The sequence below is a fragment of the Variovorax sp. Soil_C_17 genome (assembly GCF_057657265.1).
Map to the genome: position 1 here is coordinate 463,323 of NZ_JBDGIT010000004.1, position 15,506 is coordinate 478,828.

The window sequence follows — 15,506 nt, forward strand, 5'->3', positions numbered from 1 at the left end:
GCGCGATGATGAAACCCAGGCAGTGGACGCTTGGCGCCAAGCTGGCGCTCGTTGCCATGCCCTTCCTGCTGGCGGCTTTGGGTGCGATTGCGACGCTGGTCTACATGTCGTGGCAGATCGAGGGTGGCGCCGCCGCGGTCAACGAAGCGGGGCGCATGCGCATGCGCACTTATCGGATCGTGCTGTCGGCGCGCGAGCCGGACGTGCAGGCGCTGACGCAACAGGTGGCGGAGTTCGAGCGCAGCCTCCAGCTGCTGCGCGACGGCGACGCCGAACGACCCCTGTTCGTGCCCTGGGACAAAGCCGTGCGCGAGCGCTTCGCCGTGGTCGAACGCGACTGGGTCGCCTTTCGCGGCCGCCTGGGGGAGCCGATGACCCCGGGCGGCGTCCCCGCCACGATGGACCTGGGCGCCGACGCGGTCGCCTTTACGCTGGACATCGATGCGTTCGTGGCCGGCATCGAAGACCATCTGTCGCGCTGGACGGCGCTGATGCATCTGCTGCAGGTCGCGATGATGGGTATCGCGCTCATTGCCGCGGCGGTGCTGGTCCATACCGGCTATCGCTTCGTCCTGGAGCCGCTGGGCCTGCTGAAGGACGCGTTCCATCGCCTCCAGGCTGGCGACCTCGGCGGCCGCGTCGCGCGCACCAGCACGGACGAATTCGGGACCCTGGCGGAGGGTTTCAACGACATGGCCGAGCAACTGCAGTCCATGTACCGCGACCTGGAGCGCCGGGTGCGGGAGAAAACGGCGTTGCTGGAAAAAGAGCGCGGCCGTCTGGAGTGTCTTTACGAAGTCACGGCGCTGGCCGCCAAGGCCACCACGCTCGACGAGCTGGCACAGGGATTCACCGAGAGCATTGCCCGGATCGCACGTGCGGATGGCGTCGCCCTGCGCTGGTCGGACGAGGCGAACCGCCGCTACCTGATGCTGGCCTCGCAGGGCCTGCCCCAGGCGATGACGGATGCCGAGAACTGCCTGAAGGCCGGCGACTGCCATTGCGGCTCGGCGCATGCTGCATCGGGCGCGCGCGTGATCGCCATCCGTGCCATGCAGCCCGTGCGGATGCAGCATTGCGTCCAGGCGGGCTTCGAGACTGTGGTCTCCATACCGATACGCTTGCACGAGCGCCTGATGGGCGAGGTGGACCTGTTCTTCCACGCCCGGATCACGATCTCCGAGGCGGAGCGCTCGCTGCTGGAATCGCTCACCGTCCATCTCGCGGGGGCCATGGAAAACCTGCGACTGGATTCGCTGGAGCTGGAGGCTGCGATTTCGCAGGAGCGAGGGCTGCTCGCGCGCGAGCTGCACGACTCGATCGCCCAATCGCTCGCGTTCCTGAAGATCCAGGTCCAGCTCATGCGGGACGCGCTCGCTGCCGGCGATGGCACCCAGGTCCAGCACGTCCTGGGGGAGATCGACGTCGGCGTGCGCGAGAGCTACGGCGATGTGCGCGAGCTGCTGATGCATTTCCGCACCCGGACCAACAGCGAGGACATCGAGCCGGCACTGCTCACCACGCTTCGGAAGTTCGAGCACCAGAGCGGATTGAAAGCCACTCTCCAGATGCAGGGTCATGGCATGCCCTTGCTCCCCGACACGCAGATCCAGGTGCTTCACATCGTGCAGGAGGCCTTGTCGAACGTTCGCAAGCACGCGCATGCCGGCCGCGTGTGGCTGGACGTGCAGCAGGCGCCGCAATGGCGGCTCGAGGTGCGCGACGATGGTCTCGGGTTTGCCGAGGGCGACGGCGGGCCCGACGAAACCCACGTGGGCATGCGCATCATGGCCGAGCGCGCCGAGCGCCTGGGTGCGCAGCTCGAGGTGATGTCCTCGCCCGGCCGGGGCACCTCGGTCGTCCTGACCCTGCCGATGCCGTCCGGCACCGCCGTCCAGGCGGCGGCGCCCCAACTTCGCGTAGCCTGAAGATGACTTGCGTACCCATGAACCCCGTCCCGACGAAGATCCGCATCCTGGTGGTGGACGACCACACGCTCTTCCGGCGCGGACTGATGGCACTGCTGCATCGCGATCCGGGCTTCGAGGTCGTCGGCGACGCCGGCGACGCCGGGGAAGCCCAGCGCCGCGCCCAGGAACTCAAGCCCGATCTGATCCTGCTGGACAACCACTTGCCGGGCGTCACCGGCGTCGACGCCTTGCCGGCGCTGCGCGAGGCCGTGCCCGCGGCGCGGGTGCTGATGCTCACGGTCAGCGAGGATGAATGCGACCTCGCGAGCGCGCTGCGTGCAGGTGCGAGCGGCTACCTGCTCAAGACCATCGAAGGCGACGCACTGGCCGCCGCCATCCGGCGGGTGATGCGCGGAGAGAGCATCGTGGCCGAGGAGATGACCGGCAAGCTGGTCGCGGCCTACCGCGATGCCGCCGCGCCGCAGCCCGCGAAGGCTGCGGAACCCGCGGCACGTGTGTCGCCGCTGGATGCACTGTCGCCGCGCGAGCATGAGATCCTGCGCGGCATCGCCAGTGGCCAGGGCAACAAGGAAATTGCACGCTCGCTGGGCATCGCCGAGACCACCGTGAAGATCCATGTCCAGCACATCCTGCGCAAGCTCAACGTGAGCTCGCGCGTGCAGGCTGCCGTCATCGCCGTCGAGCGCGGCCTGGATTGATCCAGCGCAAACGCGCAGCGCTTTCCCCCGTCGATAGTTCTTCCGAAGGATGCCGCATCGGGCGACATCCTCCCGATGCCGCGTTGCGGCCCCTCCACCGAAGGATGGTGCGAGGCGCCGGCGCTTCCTACAGTCGACCCATGATCAACGAGCGGACTTCGTCATGAGCAGGAACAGCCAGGCACTGTCGGTGCTGATGGTCAGCACGCTGGCATTCACCGTGTGCTTCATGGTGTGGATGATGTTCGGCGTGATCGGCATTCCGATCAAGAAGGCGCTGGACCTCAACGCCACCGAGTTCGGCCTGCTGACCGCCACGCCGGTACTCACCGGTTCCCTGATCCGCGTGCCCCTGGGCATCTGGACCGACAAGTACGGCGGCCGCATCGTGATGGCGCTGCTGATGGCCCTCACCGTGCCGGCCATCTGGCTGATGAGCTATGCAACGGCGTACTGGCACTTCCTGGTCATCGGCCTGTTCGTCGGCCTGGCCGGCGGGTCGTTCTCGGTGGGCACGCCGTACGTGGCGCGCTGGTTCCCGAAGAATCGCCAGGGCTTCGCGATGGGGGTTTACGGTGCAGGCAATTCGGGCGCGGCGGTCAACAAGTTCATCGCGCCGGCGCTCGTCGTCGCCTTCGGATGGACCGTCGTGCCGCAGGTGTACGCCGCCGTCATGCTCGGCACCCTGCTGCTGTTCTGGGTGTTCAGCGCGAGCGACCCGGCGCACCGCGTGCCGAGCCACACGCGCTTTTCGGACCAGCTGCGCGCGCTGAAAGACCCGAAGGTCGTCAAGTACTGCCAGTACTACAGCATCGTGTTCGGCGGCTACGTCGCGCTGAGCCTGTGGATGGTGCAGTACTACATCGGCGAGTTCGGCCTGGACATCCGTACCGCGGCGCTCCTGGCCGCCTGCTTCTCGCTGCCGGGCGGCGTGCTGCGTGCCGTCGGCGGCTGGCTGAGCGACAAGTACGGCGCACATTCGGTCACCTGGTGGGTGATGTGGGTGAGCTGGATCTGCCTGTTCCTGCTGAGCTACCCGCAGACCGACTTCACCATCCTCACCGTCGCCGGGCCGAAGACCTTTCACATCGGCCTGAACGTCTACGCCTTCACCGGCCTGATGTTCCTGCTCGGCATCGCCTTCGCCTTCGGCAAGGCCTCGGTCTTCAAGTACGTCGCGGACGACTATCCCGAGAACATCGGAACCATCAGCGGCATCGTCGGCCTGGCCGGCGGGCTGGGCGGCTTCGTGCTGCCGATCATGTTCGGCGCGCTGCTCGACCTCACCGGCATCCGCTCCAGCGCGTTCATGCTGATGTACGGCGTGGTCTGGGTCTCGCTGATCTGGATGTACTGGACCGAGGTGCGCGGCACCGAGGTCATGGGCCGGCGTGCCCACGCCTTCAGCCTCGACGGCTCATCCGTTTCCCCCTCCTTGCAGGAACCCGCATGACCACCACCATCGACATCAAGGGGCCGTTGCCGCCCGCGAACGGCGCTGACATCGCCGACTGGCGACCCGAAGACGAGGCCTTCTGGGCATCCACCGGCCGCCGCATCGCCTATCGCAACCTCTGGATCTCGGTGCCCAGCCTGTTGTGCGGCTTCGCGATCTGGGGCATGTGGGGAATCATCACGGTCCAGATGCTCAATCTGGGCTTTCCGTTCAGCCAGGCCGAACTGTTCTCGCTGACTGCGATCTCCGGGCTCGCGGGCGCCACGATGCGCATCCCGGCCTCGTTCCTGATCCGCCTGGCCGGCGGGCGCAACACCATCTTCCTGACCACCGCCATGCTGCTGGCACCGGCCATCGGCACCGGCATCGTGCTGCAGCACAAGGATTGGCCGCTGTGGGCTTTCCAGCTGATGGCGCTGTGGTCGGGCGTGGGCGGCGGCAACTTCGCGAGCTCGATGTCCAACATCAGCACCTTCTTTCCCAAGCGGCTGCAGGGAACGGCATTGGGGCTGAATGCCGGGCTGGGCAACTTCGGCGTGACGAGCATGCAGATCGTCATTCCGCTCGTGATGACGGCAGGGCTGTTCGGCGGCTTCGGCGGCGAGCCGATGACGCTGGTCAAGGACAGCGGCTGGATCTTCGGGAAGATCGCGGCCGGCACGCCGACCTGGATCCAGAACGCGGGCTTCGCCTGGCTGCTGTCGCTGGTGCCGCTTGCGGCCTTCTGCTGGTTCGGCATGAACAACCTGAAGACCGTCTCGCCGGACACGGGCAGCCCGATCGTCGCCTTCCTGAAGATCGTCTGGCTCTACACGCTGTCCTTCGTCCCGGCCGGGCTCGGGCTGTACCTGTACCTGCCGGCGCCCACGGGCCTCGGCGTGCTGAACATGTGGATCGCCATGCCGCTGATCATCGTCAGCACGCTGCTGGTGCTCAAGCTCACGGCCTTCGGCCCGATGAAGGAGAGCATCGCCAAGCAGTTCGGCATCTTCCGCAACCGGCACACCTGGTCGCTGACGCTGCTGTACATCGTGACCTTCGGCTCCTTCATCGGGTTCTCGATGGCGCTGCCGCTGGCCATCACGGTCATCTTCGGCGTCAGCCACGTGCCGGACGCCTCCGGCGTGATGCAGCACGTGCTGAAGAACCCCAATGCGCCTTCGGCCCTGACGTACGCCTGGATCGGCCCCTTCATCGGCGCGGCGGTGCGGCCGGTGGGCGGCTGGATCTCCGACAGGATTGGCGGCTCGATCGTGACCCAGATCATCTCGGCGGTGATGGTCGTGGCCTCCACGGCGGTGGGCTACGTGATGCTGCTGGCCTACCGTTCGGCCACGCCCGAGGAGTACTTCCTCCTTTTCATGGCGCTGTTCGTGGTCCTGTTCACCGCCAGCGGCATCGGCAACGGCTCGACCTTCCGCACCATCGGCGTGATCTTCGACCGGCAGCAGGCCGGCCCGGTGCTCGGCTGGACCTCGGCCGTGGCGGCCTACGGGGCCTTCATCGCGCCGGTGGTGATCGGCGCGCAGATCAAGGCCGCCACGCCCGAGCTCGCCATGTACGGCTTTGCGGTGTTCTACGCCCTGTGCCTCATTCTCAACTGGTGGTTCTACCTGCGCGCCAACGCGTACGTGAAGAACCCCTGAACCACGATTTTTCCGGAGCCCATTCAATGAGCCATTTCCTCGACCGCCTCAGCTATTTCAGCCAGCCACGGGAATCCTTTTCCGGCGACCACGGCGTCACCACGGGCGAAGACCGCACCTGGGAAGATGCCTACCGCAACCGGTGGGCGCACGACAAGGTCGTGCGATCGACCCATGGCGTGAACTGCACCGGCTCGTGTTCGTGGAAGATCTACGTCAAGGGCGGCATCGTCACGTGGGAAACCCAGCAGACCGACTACCCGCGCACCCGCTGGGACATGCCCAACCACGAGCCGCGCGGCTGCGCGCGCGGCGCCAGCTACAGCTGGTACCTGTACAGCGCGAACCGCGTCAAGTACCCGATGGTGCGCGGCAGGCTCCTCAAGAGCTGGCGGGAGGCGCGCATCGCGCACGACCCCGTCAGCGCTTGGGCCTCGATCGTCGAGAACGATGCCAAGCGCCGCGACTACCAGCAGGTGCGCGGCCTCGGCGGCTTCGTGCGCTCCTCGTGGGACGAAGTCAACGAGATCGTCGCCGCGGCCAATGTCTACACGATCAAGAAGCACGGCCCGGACCGCATCATCGGCTTTTCGCCGATCCCGGCGATGTCGATGATCAGCTACGCCGCGGGCAGCCGCTATCTCAGCCTGATCGGCGGCGTGTGCATGAGCTTCTACGACTGGTACTGCGACCTGCCGCCCTCCAGCCCGCAGGTGTGGGGCGAGCAGACGGACGTGCCCGAGTCGGCCGACTGGTACAACTCCAGCTACATCATCGCCTGGGGCTCCAACGTGCCGCAGACCCGCACCCCCGACGCGCACTTCTTCACCGAGGTGCGCTACAAGGGCGCGAAGACGGTGGCCGTGACGCCGGACTATTCCGAGGTCGCCAAGCTGGCGGACATCTGGATGCATCCGAAGCAGGGCACCGATGCAGCGGTCGCGATGGCAATGGGCCACGTGATCCTGAAGGAGTTCTACTTTCCCGACGGTGGCCGCGAGCGCAGCGCCTATTTCGACGACTACGTGCGCCGCTACACCGACATGCCGATGCTGGTGATGCTCAAGGAGCACCAGCTCCCCGGTGGCGAAGTCGTCATGGTGCCCGACCGCTATGTGCGGGCATCGGATTTCAACGGCAAGCTGGGCCAGGCCAACAATCCGGAATGGAAGACCGTCGCCTTCGACGAAGAGGGCAGGGTGGTGCTGCCGAACGGCGCGATCGGCTTCCGCTGGGGGCCCGACGGACGGGCGGACCAAGGCCAGTGGAACCTCGAGGCCAAGGAGGCGCGCCATGGCAACGCGGTGAAGCTGCGGCTGTCGGTGCTCGAAGGCGATTCGCCGAGCCCCGAGACGGCCCGGGTCGGCTTCCCGTACTTCGGCGGCATCGCCAGCGAGCACTTCCCCCACAACGAGCAGACCGACGTGCTGGTGCGGACCGTGCCGGTCCGACGCATCGCGCTCGGCAAGGCCGGCGAGCAGCGCGACGCGCTGGTGGCGACCGTCTTCGACCTGCAGGTGGCGAACTACGGCGTGGCGCGCGGGCTCGACGGCGAGCTGGCGGCCAGCAGCTTCGACGACGACACCCCCTACACGCCGGCGTGGCAGGAGCGCATCACCGGCACGCCGCGCGCGCAGCTGATCACGGTGGCGCGCCAGTTCGCCGAGAACGCGCACAAGACGCAGGGCAAGTCGATGGTGATCATCGGCGCGGCGATGAACCACTGGTACCACAGCGACATGAACTACCGCGGCGTCATCAACATGCTGATGATGTGCGGCTGCATCGGCAAGAGCGGCGGCGGCTGGTCGCACTACGTCGGGCAGGAGAAGCTGCGCCCGCAGACCGGCTGGACCGCGCTGGCCTTTGCGCTGGACTGGATCCGCCCGCCGCGCCAGATGAACAGCACCAGCTTCTTCTACGCGCACACCGACCAGTGGCGCTACGAGAAGCTGGGCGTGGAGGAAGTGCTCTCGCCGTTGGCCGACAGGAAGGCGTATGCAGGCAGCATGATCGACTACAACGTGCGCGCCGAGCGCATGGGCTGGCTGCCGAGCGCGCCTCAGCTGCAGACCAATCCACTGCAGGTGGTGCGCGACGCACAGGCCGCCGGCGTCAATCCGAAGGACTACGCCGTCCAGGCGCTGAAGGACGGCTCGCTCAAGATGAGCTGCACCGACCCCGACCACCCGGACAATTGGCCGCGCAACATGTTCGTGTGGCGCTCCAACATCCTGGGTTCCAGCGGCAAGGGGCACGAGTACTTCCTCAAGCACCTGCTCGGCACGAGCAACGGCGTGCAGGGCAAGGACCTCGGCGCCGAGCAGGCCAAGCCCGAGGAGGTCGTGTGGCACGACAAGGCGCCCGAAGGCAAGCTCGATCTGCTGGTGACGCTCGACTTCCGCATGAGCACCACCTGCCTCTACAGCGACATCGTGCTGCCCACGGCCACCTGGTACGAGAAGAACGACCTCAACACCAGCGACATGCACCCCTTCATCCATCCCCTTTCCACGGCGGTGGACCCGGCCTGGCAGGCGCGCAGCGACTGGGACATCTACAAGGGCTTCGCCCGGAAGTTCAGCGAGGTCTGCGTCGGCCACCTGGGGGTGGAGCGCGAGCTGGTGATGACGCCCCTGATGCACGACAGCCCTGCGGAACTGGCCCAGCCCTTCGAGGTCCGCGACTGGAAGCGCGGCGAGTGCGAGCTGGTGCCGGGCAAGACCGCGCCCAGCCTGCAGGTGGTCGAGCGCGACTACCCCAACCTCTACAAGCGCTTCACGGCACTGGGACCGCTGATGGGAAAGGCCGGCAACGGCGGCAAGGGCATCGGCTGGAACACCCAGGCCGAGGTGAAGCAGCTCGGCGAGCTCTCCGGCTTCGTCACCGAGCCCGGCGTGACCTGCGGGATGCCGAAGATCGAAAGCGACATCGACGCGGCGGAGGTCGTGCTGATGTTGGCGCCCGAGACCAACGGCCACGTCGCGGTGAAGGCGTGGGAGGCACTGGGCAAGCAGACCGGGCGCGACCACCGGCACCTGGCGATCCACCGCGAGGACGAGAAGATCCGCTTCCGCGACGTCCAGGCGCAGCCGCGCAAGATCATCAGCTCGCCGACCTGGAGCGGCATCGAGAGCGAGACCGTCTCGTACAACGCCGGCTACACCAACGTGCACGAGCTGATCCCATGGCGCACGCTGACCGGGCGGCAGCAGTTCTACCTGGACCACCCGTGGATGCTTGCGTTCGGCGAGGGCTTCGCCAGCTACCGGCCGCCGGTGGACCTGAAGACCACCGCGGGCATCCAGGGCGTCAAGCCGAACGGCAACCCCGAGATCGCCTTGAACTTCATCACGCCGCACCAGAAGTGGGGCATCCACTCGACCTACACCGACAACCTGCTGATGCTCACCCTGAGCCGCGGCGGTCCTTGTGTGTGGCTGAGCGAGGACGACGCGAAGCGCGCCGGCATCGTCGACAACGACTGGATCGAGCTGTTCAACGTCAACGGCGCCATCGCGGCGCGCGCGGTGGTGAGCCAGCGCGTCAACCCGGGCATGGTGATGATGTACCACGCGCAGGAAAAGATCGTGAACACGCCGGGCTCCGAGATCACCGGCGCGCGCGGCGGCATCCACAACTCGGTGACCCGGATCGTGCTCAAGCCCACCCACATGATCGGTGGCTACGCGCAGTTCAGCTACGGCTTCAACTACTACGGGACCATCGGCACCAACCGCGACGAGTTCGTGGTGGTGCGCAAGATGAACCGGGTCGACTGGCTCGACACGCCCGTGGCCGATGAACTGATTCGCCCCGTACAGGCGCAAGGAGAAGTCGCATGAAGATTCGCGCGCAGATCGCGATGGTGCTCAATCTGGACAAGTGCATCGGCTGCCACACCTGTTCCGTCACCTGCAAGAACGTCTGGACCAGCCGGCCCGGCATGGAGTACGCCTGGTTCAACAACGTCGAGACCAAGCCCGGCATCGGCTACCCGAAGGAGTGGGAGAACCAGGACAAGTGGAACGGCGGCTGGGTGCGCAAGGCCAACGGCAGCATCGAGCCTCGGCAGGGTGCGAAGTGGAAGCTGCTGATGCGCATCTTCGCCAACCCGAACCTGCCCCAGATCGACGACTACTACGAGCCCTTCACCTTCGACTACGGCCACCTGCAGTCGGCGCCGGAGATGAAGGCGACGCCCACGGCCCGTCCGCGCAGCCTGATCACCGGCAAGCAGATGGACAAGATCGTCTGGGGACCGAACTGGGAAGAAATTCTCGGCGGCGAGTTCTCGGGGCGCAGCAAGGACAAGAACCTGGACGGCATCGACCGGGTGCAGAAGGACATGCTCGGCCAGTTCGAGAACACCTTCATGATGTACCTGCCGCGACTGTGCGAGCACTGCCTGAACCCGGCGTGCGTGGCGTCGTGTCCTTCCGGCTCGATCTACAAGCGCGAGGAAGACGGCATCGTGCTGATCGACCAGGACAAGTGCCGCGGCTGGCGCATGTGCGTGAGCGGCTGCCCGTACAAGAAGATCTACTACAACTGGAAGAGCGGCAAGGCCGAGAAGTGCATCTTCTGCTACCCGCGCATCGAAGCGGGGCAGCCGACCGTGTGCAGCGAGACCTGCGTCGGCCGCATCCGCTACCTGGGCGTGCTGCTCTACGACGCGGACCGCATCCAGGAGGCCGCCAGCGTCCCGCACGACCGCGACCTGTACAAGGCGCAGCTGGACATCTTCCTCGACCCGAACGACCCCAAGGTCATCGCGCAGGCGCGCCTCGACGGCATTCCCGACAAGTGGATGGAGGCGGCACGCCACAGCCCGGTCTACAAGATGGCGGTGCAGTGGAAGGTGGCCCTGCCGCTGCATCCCGAGTACCGCACGCTGCCGATGGTCTGGTACGTGCCGCCGCTGTCGCCGATCAGCGCCGCCGCCAATGCGGGGCACATGGGAAGCAACGGCGAGATCCCCGATGTCAACCAGCTTCGCATCCCGGTCAACTACCTGGCAAACCTGCTCACTGCCGGCGACACGGTGCCGGTCGTGCAGGCGCTGGAGCGCATGCTGGCCATGCGGGCCTACCAGCGCGAGAAACACGTCGACGGGCGCATCAACCACGCCGTGTTGGAGCAGGTCGGCATCAGCCAGCTGGAAGTGGAGGAGATGTACCAGGTGATGGCGATCGCCAATTACGAGGATCGCTTCGTGATCCCTTCGACCCATCGCGAGTACGCGGAGAACACGTTCAACGTGCGCGGAGGCTGTGGCTTCACCTTCGGCAACGGATGCTCGGAAGGCACCAGCGAGGTGAGTCTGTTCGGCAGCGAGAAGAAGCGCACCATTCCCATCCGGGCGGAGGTTTGAGCATGCTTGCACTGAATTCCCCGCGTCCCATGACCAAGAGCCTGCGCGTCCTCTCGGCCGTGCTCGGCTACCCCGATGCGCAGCTGCGCGCCGCGCTGCCCGAGATGCGCGAGCTGCTGAGGCACGAGCACGCCGTGCCGCCTTCCCGCGCTTGCGAGATCGATGCGCTGATGGACACGCTGTGGCGCGCCGACGACCTGGAGGCCGAAGCCGACTACGTCGAGCTCTTCGACCGGGGCCGCGGCACCTCCCTGCACCTGTTCGAGCATGTGCACGGCGACTCGCGCGAGCGGGGACCGGCCATGATCGACCTGGCGCAGACCTACGAGAAGGCCGGCTTGTTCCTGGCCGATGGCGAACTGCCCGACTATCTGCCGGCCGTGCTGGAGTTCGCCTCGACGCAGCCGGCGCGCGAGGCGCGCGCCTTCCTGGGCGAGATGGCGCACATCCTGAATGCCGTCTTCAGCGCCTTGCTCGATCGCCGCAGCCCCTACGCCAGCGTCTTCGGCGCCCTGCTCGAACTGGCCGGGGAGAAGGCGAAACCGGTCGAGCCGCCGGCCGAGGAGGCGCTCGACGACAGCTGGGCCGAGCCGGTCGCGTTCGACGGCTGCTCGTCGAAAGGCCAGGCGAGGCCCGGCCAGCCGCAACCCATCCACCTCGTGCGCAGGAACAACGCGACACAAGGAGCATCGTCATGAACGGCGTGTATGGCTTTCTTTTCCAGGTCTATCCCTATGTCTGCTTCATGGTGTTCGTGATCGGCAGCCTGATCCGATTCGACCAGAGCCAGTACAGCTGGAAGAGCGATTCGTCCCAGATGCTGCGTGCCGGAACCCTGCGCTGGGGCAGCAATCTGTTCCACATCGGCGTCCTGTTCCTGTTCTTCGGCCACATGGTCGGGCTCTTCACGCCGCACAGCGTCTACGGCATCTTCATGAGCGCGGCGACCAAGCAGATGATGGCCGTCGTGGCCGGCGGCGTCGCCGGTGCGCTGTGCTTCGTCGGCCTGTCGCTGCTGCTGTACCGGCGGATATTCGATCCGCGCATCCGTCTGACCAGCCATCCCACCGACATCGCGATCCTGTTGGTGCTGTGGGTCCAGCTCGTGGTGGGACTGATCACGCTGCCGTTCTCGCTGCAGCATGCCGACGGCAGCGTGATGCTGATCCTGGCGGACTGGGCGCAGCGCATCGTCACGCTGCGGCCGGTGGATGCCACCGCACTGGCCGCCCTGGCCTGGCCCTACCAGTTCCACATCGTGTTCGGCATGACGATCTTCCTGCTGTTCCCGTTCAGCCGCCTGGTGCATGTGTGGAGCGGCTTCGGGACGGTCCGATTCCTGTTCCGGCCGCACCAGGTCGTGCGCAGTCGCCGGCTGAACGTGCCGGCCGACCACAATCAACCGCGCGAGCCCCGCGCCGGCGCCTGAGCTCGAGGAGAACGACTTTCATGAACACCGAAACTGTCGACCCCGGCGCCGCGGCACCCCCGGCCCTGGCGACCCGCGTGGCGCGGATCAATGGCGTGGCGCTTCACGCCGAAGCTGAAATCCTGTCGCTGGAAGCGCTGCGCCAGCGCGCATGTTCCGAACTGCTGCGTCAGGCGGCCATTCGGGGTGGCCTGCTGGCACCCACGGACGTGGCGCCCGGCGACGGCGTGCTCAGCGAAGCCGCCTCGCAGGCCATCGATGCCTGGCTCGAGCGCGAACTGCAGTTGCCCGAGCCGTCCGAGGAGGCCTGCCGCCGCCATCATGCGGCTCACCCGGCCCGCTACCGCACGGGACAGCGCGTGCGGGTGCGGCATGTCCTGTTCGCTGTGACGCCGGGCGTGGACGTGGCGGCACTGCGCAATCGCGCAGAGGCCTGCCTGCTCGATGTCCGCTGCCACGACGGCAAGGCACCTGCGTGCGCGAGCAGCACCGGCTTCGAGCGGGCTGCCCGCGAACTCTCCAACTGCCCGAGCGGGGCTGAAGGCGGCGAGCTCGGGTGGCTGACGCCGGCCGACTGCGCGCCCGAGTTCGCGCGCGAGATCTTCGGTCGCGTCGAGGTCGGCGTGCTGCCGCGCCTGGTTCACAGCCGCTTCGGCCTGCACGTGGTGGAGGTGCTGGAGCGCGAGGGCGGCGAGCCCCAGTCCTTTGCGTCGGTGCGCGGCGCGGTCGCGATGGCACTGCGCCAGCAGACCTATGTGACGGCGCTGCGGCAGTGCCTTCAGCTGCTGGCCGGACAGGCCACCGTCGAGGGCGTGGACCTCGATGCAGCGCAGACGCCGCTGGTCCAATAGTCGCAGCAGGCAGTGTGCGATGCCCGACGAACTGCTGCAGCGGCTCAGGCGCTTCCATGACGACTATTTTCCCGGCGTGCAGGATCGGTTCCGCAGCCTGGTGCGCGACGGCCAGCATCCGAACATCCTGTTCATCGGCTGCTCCGACTCGCGCCTCGTCCCGTACCTGCTCACCGGTACCGGGCCCGGCGAGCTGTTCATCGTGCGCAACGTCGGTGCGCTGGTGCCGCCGCACGACGGCTCGGCCGGCTACCACGGAACGGCTGCGGCGATCGAATTTGCCGTGCTTCGCCTCGGCGTCGAGCGCATCGTCGTCTGCGGTCACAGCCATTGCGGCGGCATCCGGGCGCTGTACGAAGAGTCCGTGCCCGAGGCGACCAACCTCGCGGCCTGGCTCGAGCTCGCGCGCGAGGCCGCGCTGCCGGTCCAGGTGACGCCCGAAGCGCTGCGCCGCACCGAGCAGCGCTGCGTCGTGCTGCAGCTGGAACGGCTGATGGGCTACCCGATGGTGCGCGAGCGCGTCGAAGCGGGCCGCCTTGCGCTGCACGGTTGGCACTACGTGATCGAGGAGGGCGAGGTGCATGTCTTCGACCTGCGCAGCGGAGGTTTCGTGCCGGCGTCCGACGCCGATCACAGCGGCACCGGCCCGTTCGACCACGCACCGGTCGACGATGGCAGCGGGACCGGCATCTTCAACGAGATCGACGAAGCGCTGGGACCGGCGCCGCGCCGCGAAGCGCAAGTTTGACCTTCGTCAACACCCCGATCGAGGCCTTGCCCTACCGTTCGTGGGTTCCAACAGATGCGGCGTGCATGCGCCCTGCCGCGGCCGCCATGACCATTGACAAGCACCTGCTCCCAGCCCCTGACACGCGCGACGACGCCGATCATCTGATGGGCTTGCTGCGCAACGGCACCCTGAAGCCGCTGCGCCTCGGTGAGCGAACCCTTCTGCCGATCGTCCAGGGCGGCATGGGTGTCGGCGTTTCGGCGCATCGGCTGGCCGGCAGCGTTGCGGCGCTCGGCGCGATGGGCACGATCTCGTCGGTCGATCTGCGCCGCCACCATCCGGACCTGATGGCGCGCACGCGCGACCTGGCGCCGGGAGAGACAGCCACGCGCCAGGCCAAGGAGGACATCGACGCTGCCAATCTCGAGGCGCTGGCGCGCGAGATCCGCGCCGCGCGCGCGCTTTCCCGGGGACGGGGCCTGATCGCCATCAACGTGATGCGCGCGGTCGGCGAGTACGCTCCTTCGGTGACCCGCGCGCTCGAGTGCGGGATCGATGCGGTGGTGGTCGGCGCGGGCCTTCCGCTCGACCTGCCGGAGCTCGCCCAGGACCACCCGGACACGCTGCTGGTGCCCATACTCTCGGATGCGCGCGGCGTGCAGCTTCTGGTGCGCAAATGGGAGCGCAGGAAGCGGCTCCCCGACGCGATCGTCATCGAGCACCCACGCCTGGCCGGCGGCCACCTGGGGGCGGCGAAGATCGCCGACCTGGCCGATCCGCGCTTCGACTTTGAAAACGTGATCCCGCAATCATTGACGTTCCTGCGAACGGCGGGCGTCGAGAAGGAAATCCCGCTGATCGCGGCCGGAGGCATCCGCCGCTTCGAAGACATCGTGCGGGTGCAGGCGCAGGGCGCGGCCGCGGTGCAGCTCGGCACGCCCTTCGCCGTGACGCAGGAGTGCGACGCGCATCCCGAGTTCAAGCGCGTGCTGGCACAGGCGCGCGACGAGGATCTGGTCGAGTTCACCAGCGTCGCCGGTTTGCCGGCACGCGCCGTGGCAACCCGGTGGCTGAAAAGCTATTTGAAGGCCGAAGCCAAGCTGCAGAGCGTGGCGCACGTCAAGCCGCGCTGCACGCTCGCGTTCGACTGTCTGGCGCAATGTGGATTGCGCGACGGGCTGGCAGGCTGGGGCCAGTTCTGCATCGACACCCAATTGGCAGCGGCCCTGCGCGGTGACGTGAAGAAGGGCCTGTTCTTCCGCGGCGTCGGCAAGCTGCCGTTCGGCGACCAGATTCGCAGCGCGCGCGAGCTTCTCGCGCGCCTTCTGACGCCGGCCGACGCCACGCCCTCACTCGGCGTCCACGCAGGTTGAGCGCAGGCGTGGAGCGCG

Annotated in this window: 11 protein-coding genes; all 11 read left to right on the forward strand. The window is 67.2% G+C overall.

What is annotated here, in order from left to right; genetic code table 11:
- The first annotated feature begins 8 nt into the window (after window positions 1-8).
- Complete coding sequence (locus AC3A6Y_RS22315) at window positions 9-1,928, forward strand: type IV pili methyl-accepting chemotaxis transducer N-terminal domain-containing protein (protein WP_487870403.1); 1,920 nt, start codon at window positions 9-11, stop codon at window positions 1,926-1,928.
- Between the two features lie 17 nt (window positions 1,929-1,945).
- On the forward strand, window positions 1,946-2,629 hold the full coding sequence (locus tag AC3A6Y_RS22320; RefSeq protein ID WP_487870404.1) for a response regulator: 684 nt from the start codon (window positions 1,946-1,948) through the stop codon (window positions 2,627-2,629).
- A gap of 163 nt (window positions 2,630-2,792) precedes the next feature.
- Entirely contained in the window at window positions 2,793-4,082 is a 1,290-nt protein-coding gene (locus tag AC3A6Y_RS22325) for an MFS transporter (protein ID WP_487870405.1), read from the forward strand.
- Complete coding sequence (locus AC3A6Y_RS22330; RefSeq protein WP_487870406.1) at window positions 4,079-5,731, forward strand: MFS transporter; 1,653 nt, start codon at window positions 4,079-4,081, stop codon at window positions 5,729-5,731. Before AC3A6Y_RS22325 ends, AC3A6Y_RS22330 begins: the two co-directional genes overlap by 4 nt.
- A 26-nt stretch (window positions 5,732-5,757) precedes the next feature.
- Window positions 5,758-9,576, forward strand: coding sequence for a nitrate reductase subunit alpha (locus tag AC3A6Y_RS22335; protein ID WP_487870407.1), 3,819 nt, complete (start codon window positions 5,758-5,760; stop codon window positions 9,574-9,576).
- Window positions 9,573-11,105 carry a nitrate reductase subunit beta gene (narH, locus tag AC3A6Y_RS22340; protein WP_487870408.1) on the forward strand — a complete coding sequence of 511 codons (1,533 nt, stop codon included), beginning with the start codon at window positions 9,573-9,575 and terminating at the stop codon, window positions 11,103-11,105. The genes AC3A6Y_RS22335 and narH overlap by 4 nt, the downstream gene beginning before the upstream one ends.
- A gap of 2 nt (window positions 11,106-11,107) precedes the next feature.
- Window positions 11,108-11,803 (forward strand): nitrate reductase molybdenum cofactor assembly chaperone, encoded by a 696-nt coding sequence (gene narJ / locus AC3A6Y_RS22345; protein WP_487870409.1) that lies wholly within the window; start codon window positions 11,108-11,110, stop codon window positions 11,801-11,803.
- Window positions 11,800-12,534: a respiratory nitrate reductase subunit gamma gene (narI, locus tag AC3A6Y_RS22350; RefSeq protein WP_487870410.1), complete on the forward strand. Its 735-nt coding sequence runs from the start codon at window positions 11,800-11,802 to the stop codon at window positions 12,532-12,534. The genes narJ and narI overlap by 4 nt, the downstream gene beginning before the upstream one ends.
- 20 nt (window positions 12,535-12,554) lie before the next feature.
- Window positions 12,555-13,385 carry a peptidylprolyl isomerase gene (locus tag AC3A6Y_RS22355; protein WP_487870411.1) on the forward strand — a complete coding sequence of 277 codons (831 nt, stop codon included), beginning with the start codon at window positions 12,555-12,557 and terminating at the stop codon, window positions 13,383-13,385.
- A 19-nt stretch (window positions 13,386-13,404) separates the two neighbouring features.
- Complete coding sequence (locus AC3A6Y_RS22360; RefSeq protein WP_487870412.1) at window positions 13,405-14,133, forward strand: carbonic anhydrase; 729 nt, start codon at window positions 13,405-13,407, stop codon at window positions 14,131-14,133.
- Window positions 14,134-14,279: 146 nt separating this feature from the next.
- Window positions 14,280-15,488, forward strand: a complete 1,209-nt coding sequence (locus tag AC3A6Y_RS22365) for an NAD(P)H-dependent flavin oxidoreductase (RefSeq protein ID WP_487870522.1) — start codon at window positions 14,280-14,282, stop codon at window positions 15,486-15,488.
- The last annotated feature ends 18 nt before the right edge of the window (window positions 15,489-15,506 follow it).

Bases quoted from the DNA above. Each gene is read 5' to 3' on its own strand.
- AC3A6Y_RS22315 (WP_487870403.1), top strand. From the start codon at position 9: ATGAAACCCAGGCAGTGGACGCTTGGCGCCAAGCTGGCGCTCGTTGCC.
- AC3A6Y_RS22320 (WP_487870404.1), top strand. From the start codon at position 1,946: ATGAACCCCGTCCCGACGAAGATCCGCATCCTGGTGGTGGACGACCAC.
- AC3A6Y_RS22325 (WP_487870405.1), top strand. From the start codon at position 2,793: ATGAGCAGGAACAGCCAGGCACTGTCGGTGCTGATGGTCAGCACGCTG.
- AC3A6Y_RS22330 (WP_487870406.1), top strand. From the start codon at position 4,079: ATGACCACCACCATCGACATCAAGGGGCCGTTGCCGCCCGCGAACGGC.
- AC3A6Y_RS22335 (WP_487870407.1), top strand. From the start codon at position 5,758: ATGAGCCATTTCCTCGACCGCCTCAGCTATTTCAGCCAGCCACGGGAA.
- narH (WP_487870408.1), top strand. From the start codon at position 9,573: ATGAAGATTCGCGCGCAGATCGCGATGGTGCTCAATCTGGACAAGTGC.
- narJ (WP_487870409.1), top strand. From the start codon at position 11,108: ATGCTTGCACTGAATTCCCCGCGTCCCATGACCAAGAGCCTGCGCGTC.
- narI (WP_487870410.1), top strand. From the start codon at position 11,800: ATGAACGGCGTGTATGGCTTTCTTTTCCAGGTCTATCCCTATGTCTGC.
- AC3A6Y_RS22355 (WP_487870411.1), top strand. From the start codon at position 12,555: ATGAACACCGAAACTGTCGACCCCGGCGCCGCGGCACCCCCGGCCCTG.
- AC3A6Y_RS22360 (WP_487870412.1), top strand. From the start codon at position 13,405: ATGCCCGACGAACTGCTGCAGCGGCTCAGGCGCTTCCATGACGACTAT.
- AC3A6Y_RS22365 (WP_487870522.1), top strand. From the start codon at position 14,280: ATGGGCTTGCTGCGCAACGGCACCCTGAAGCCGCTGCGCCTCGGTGAG.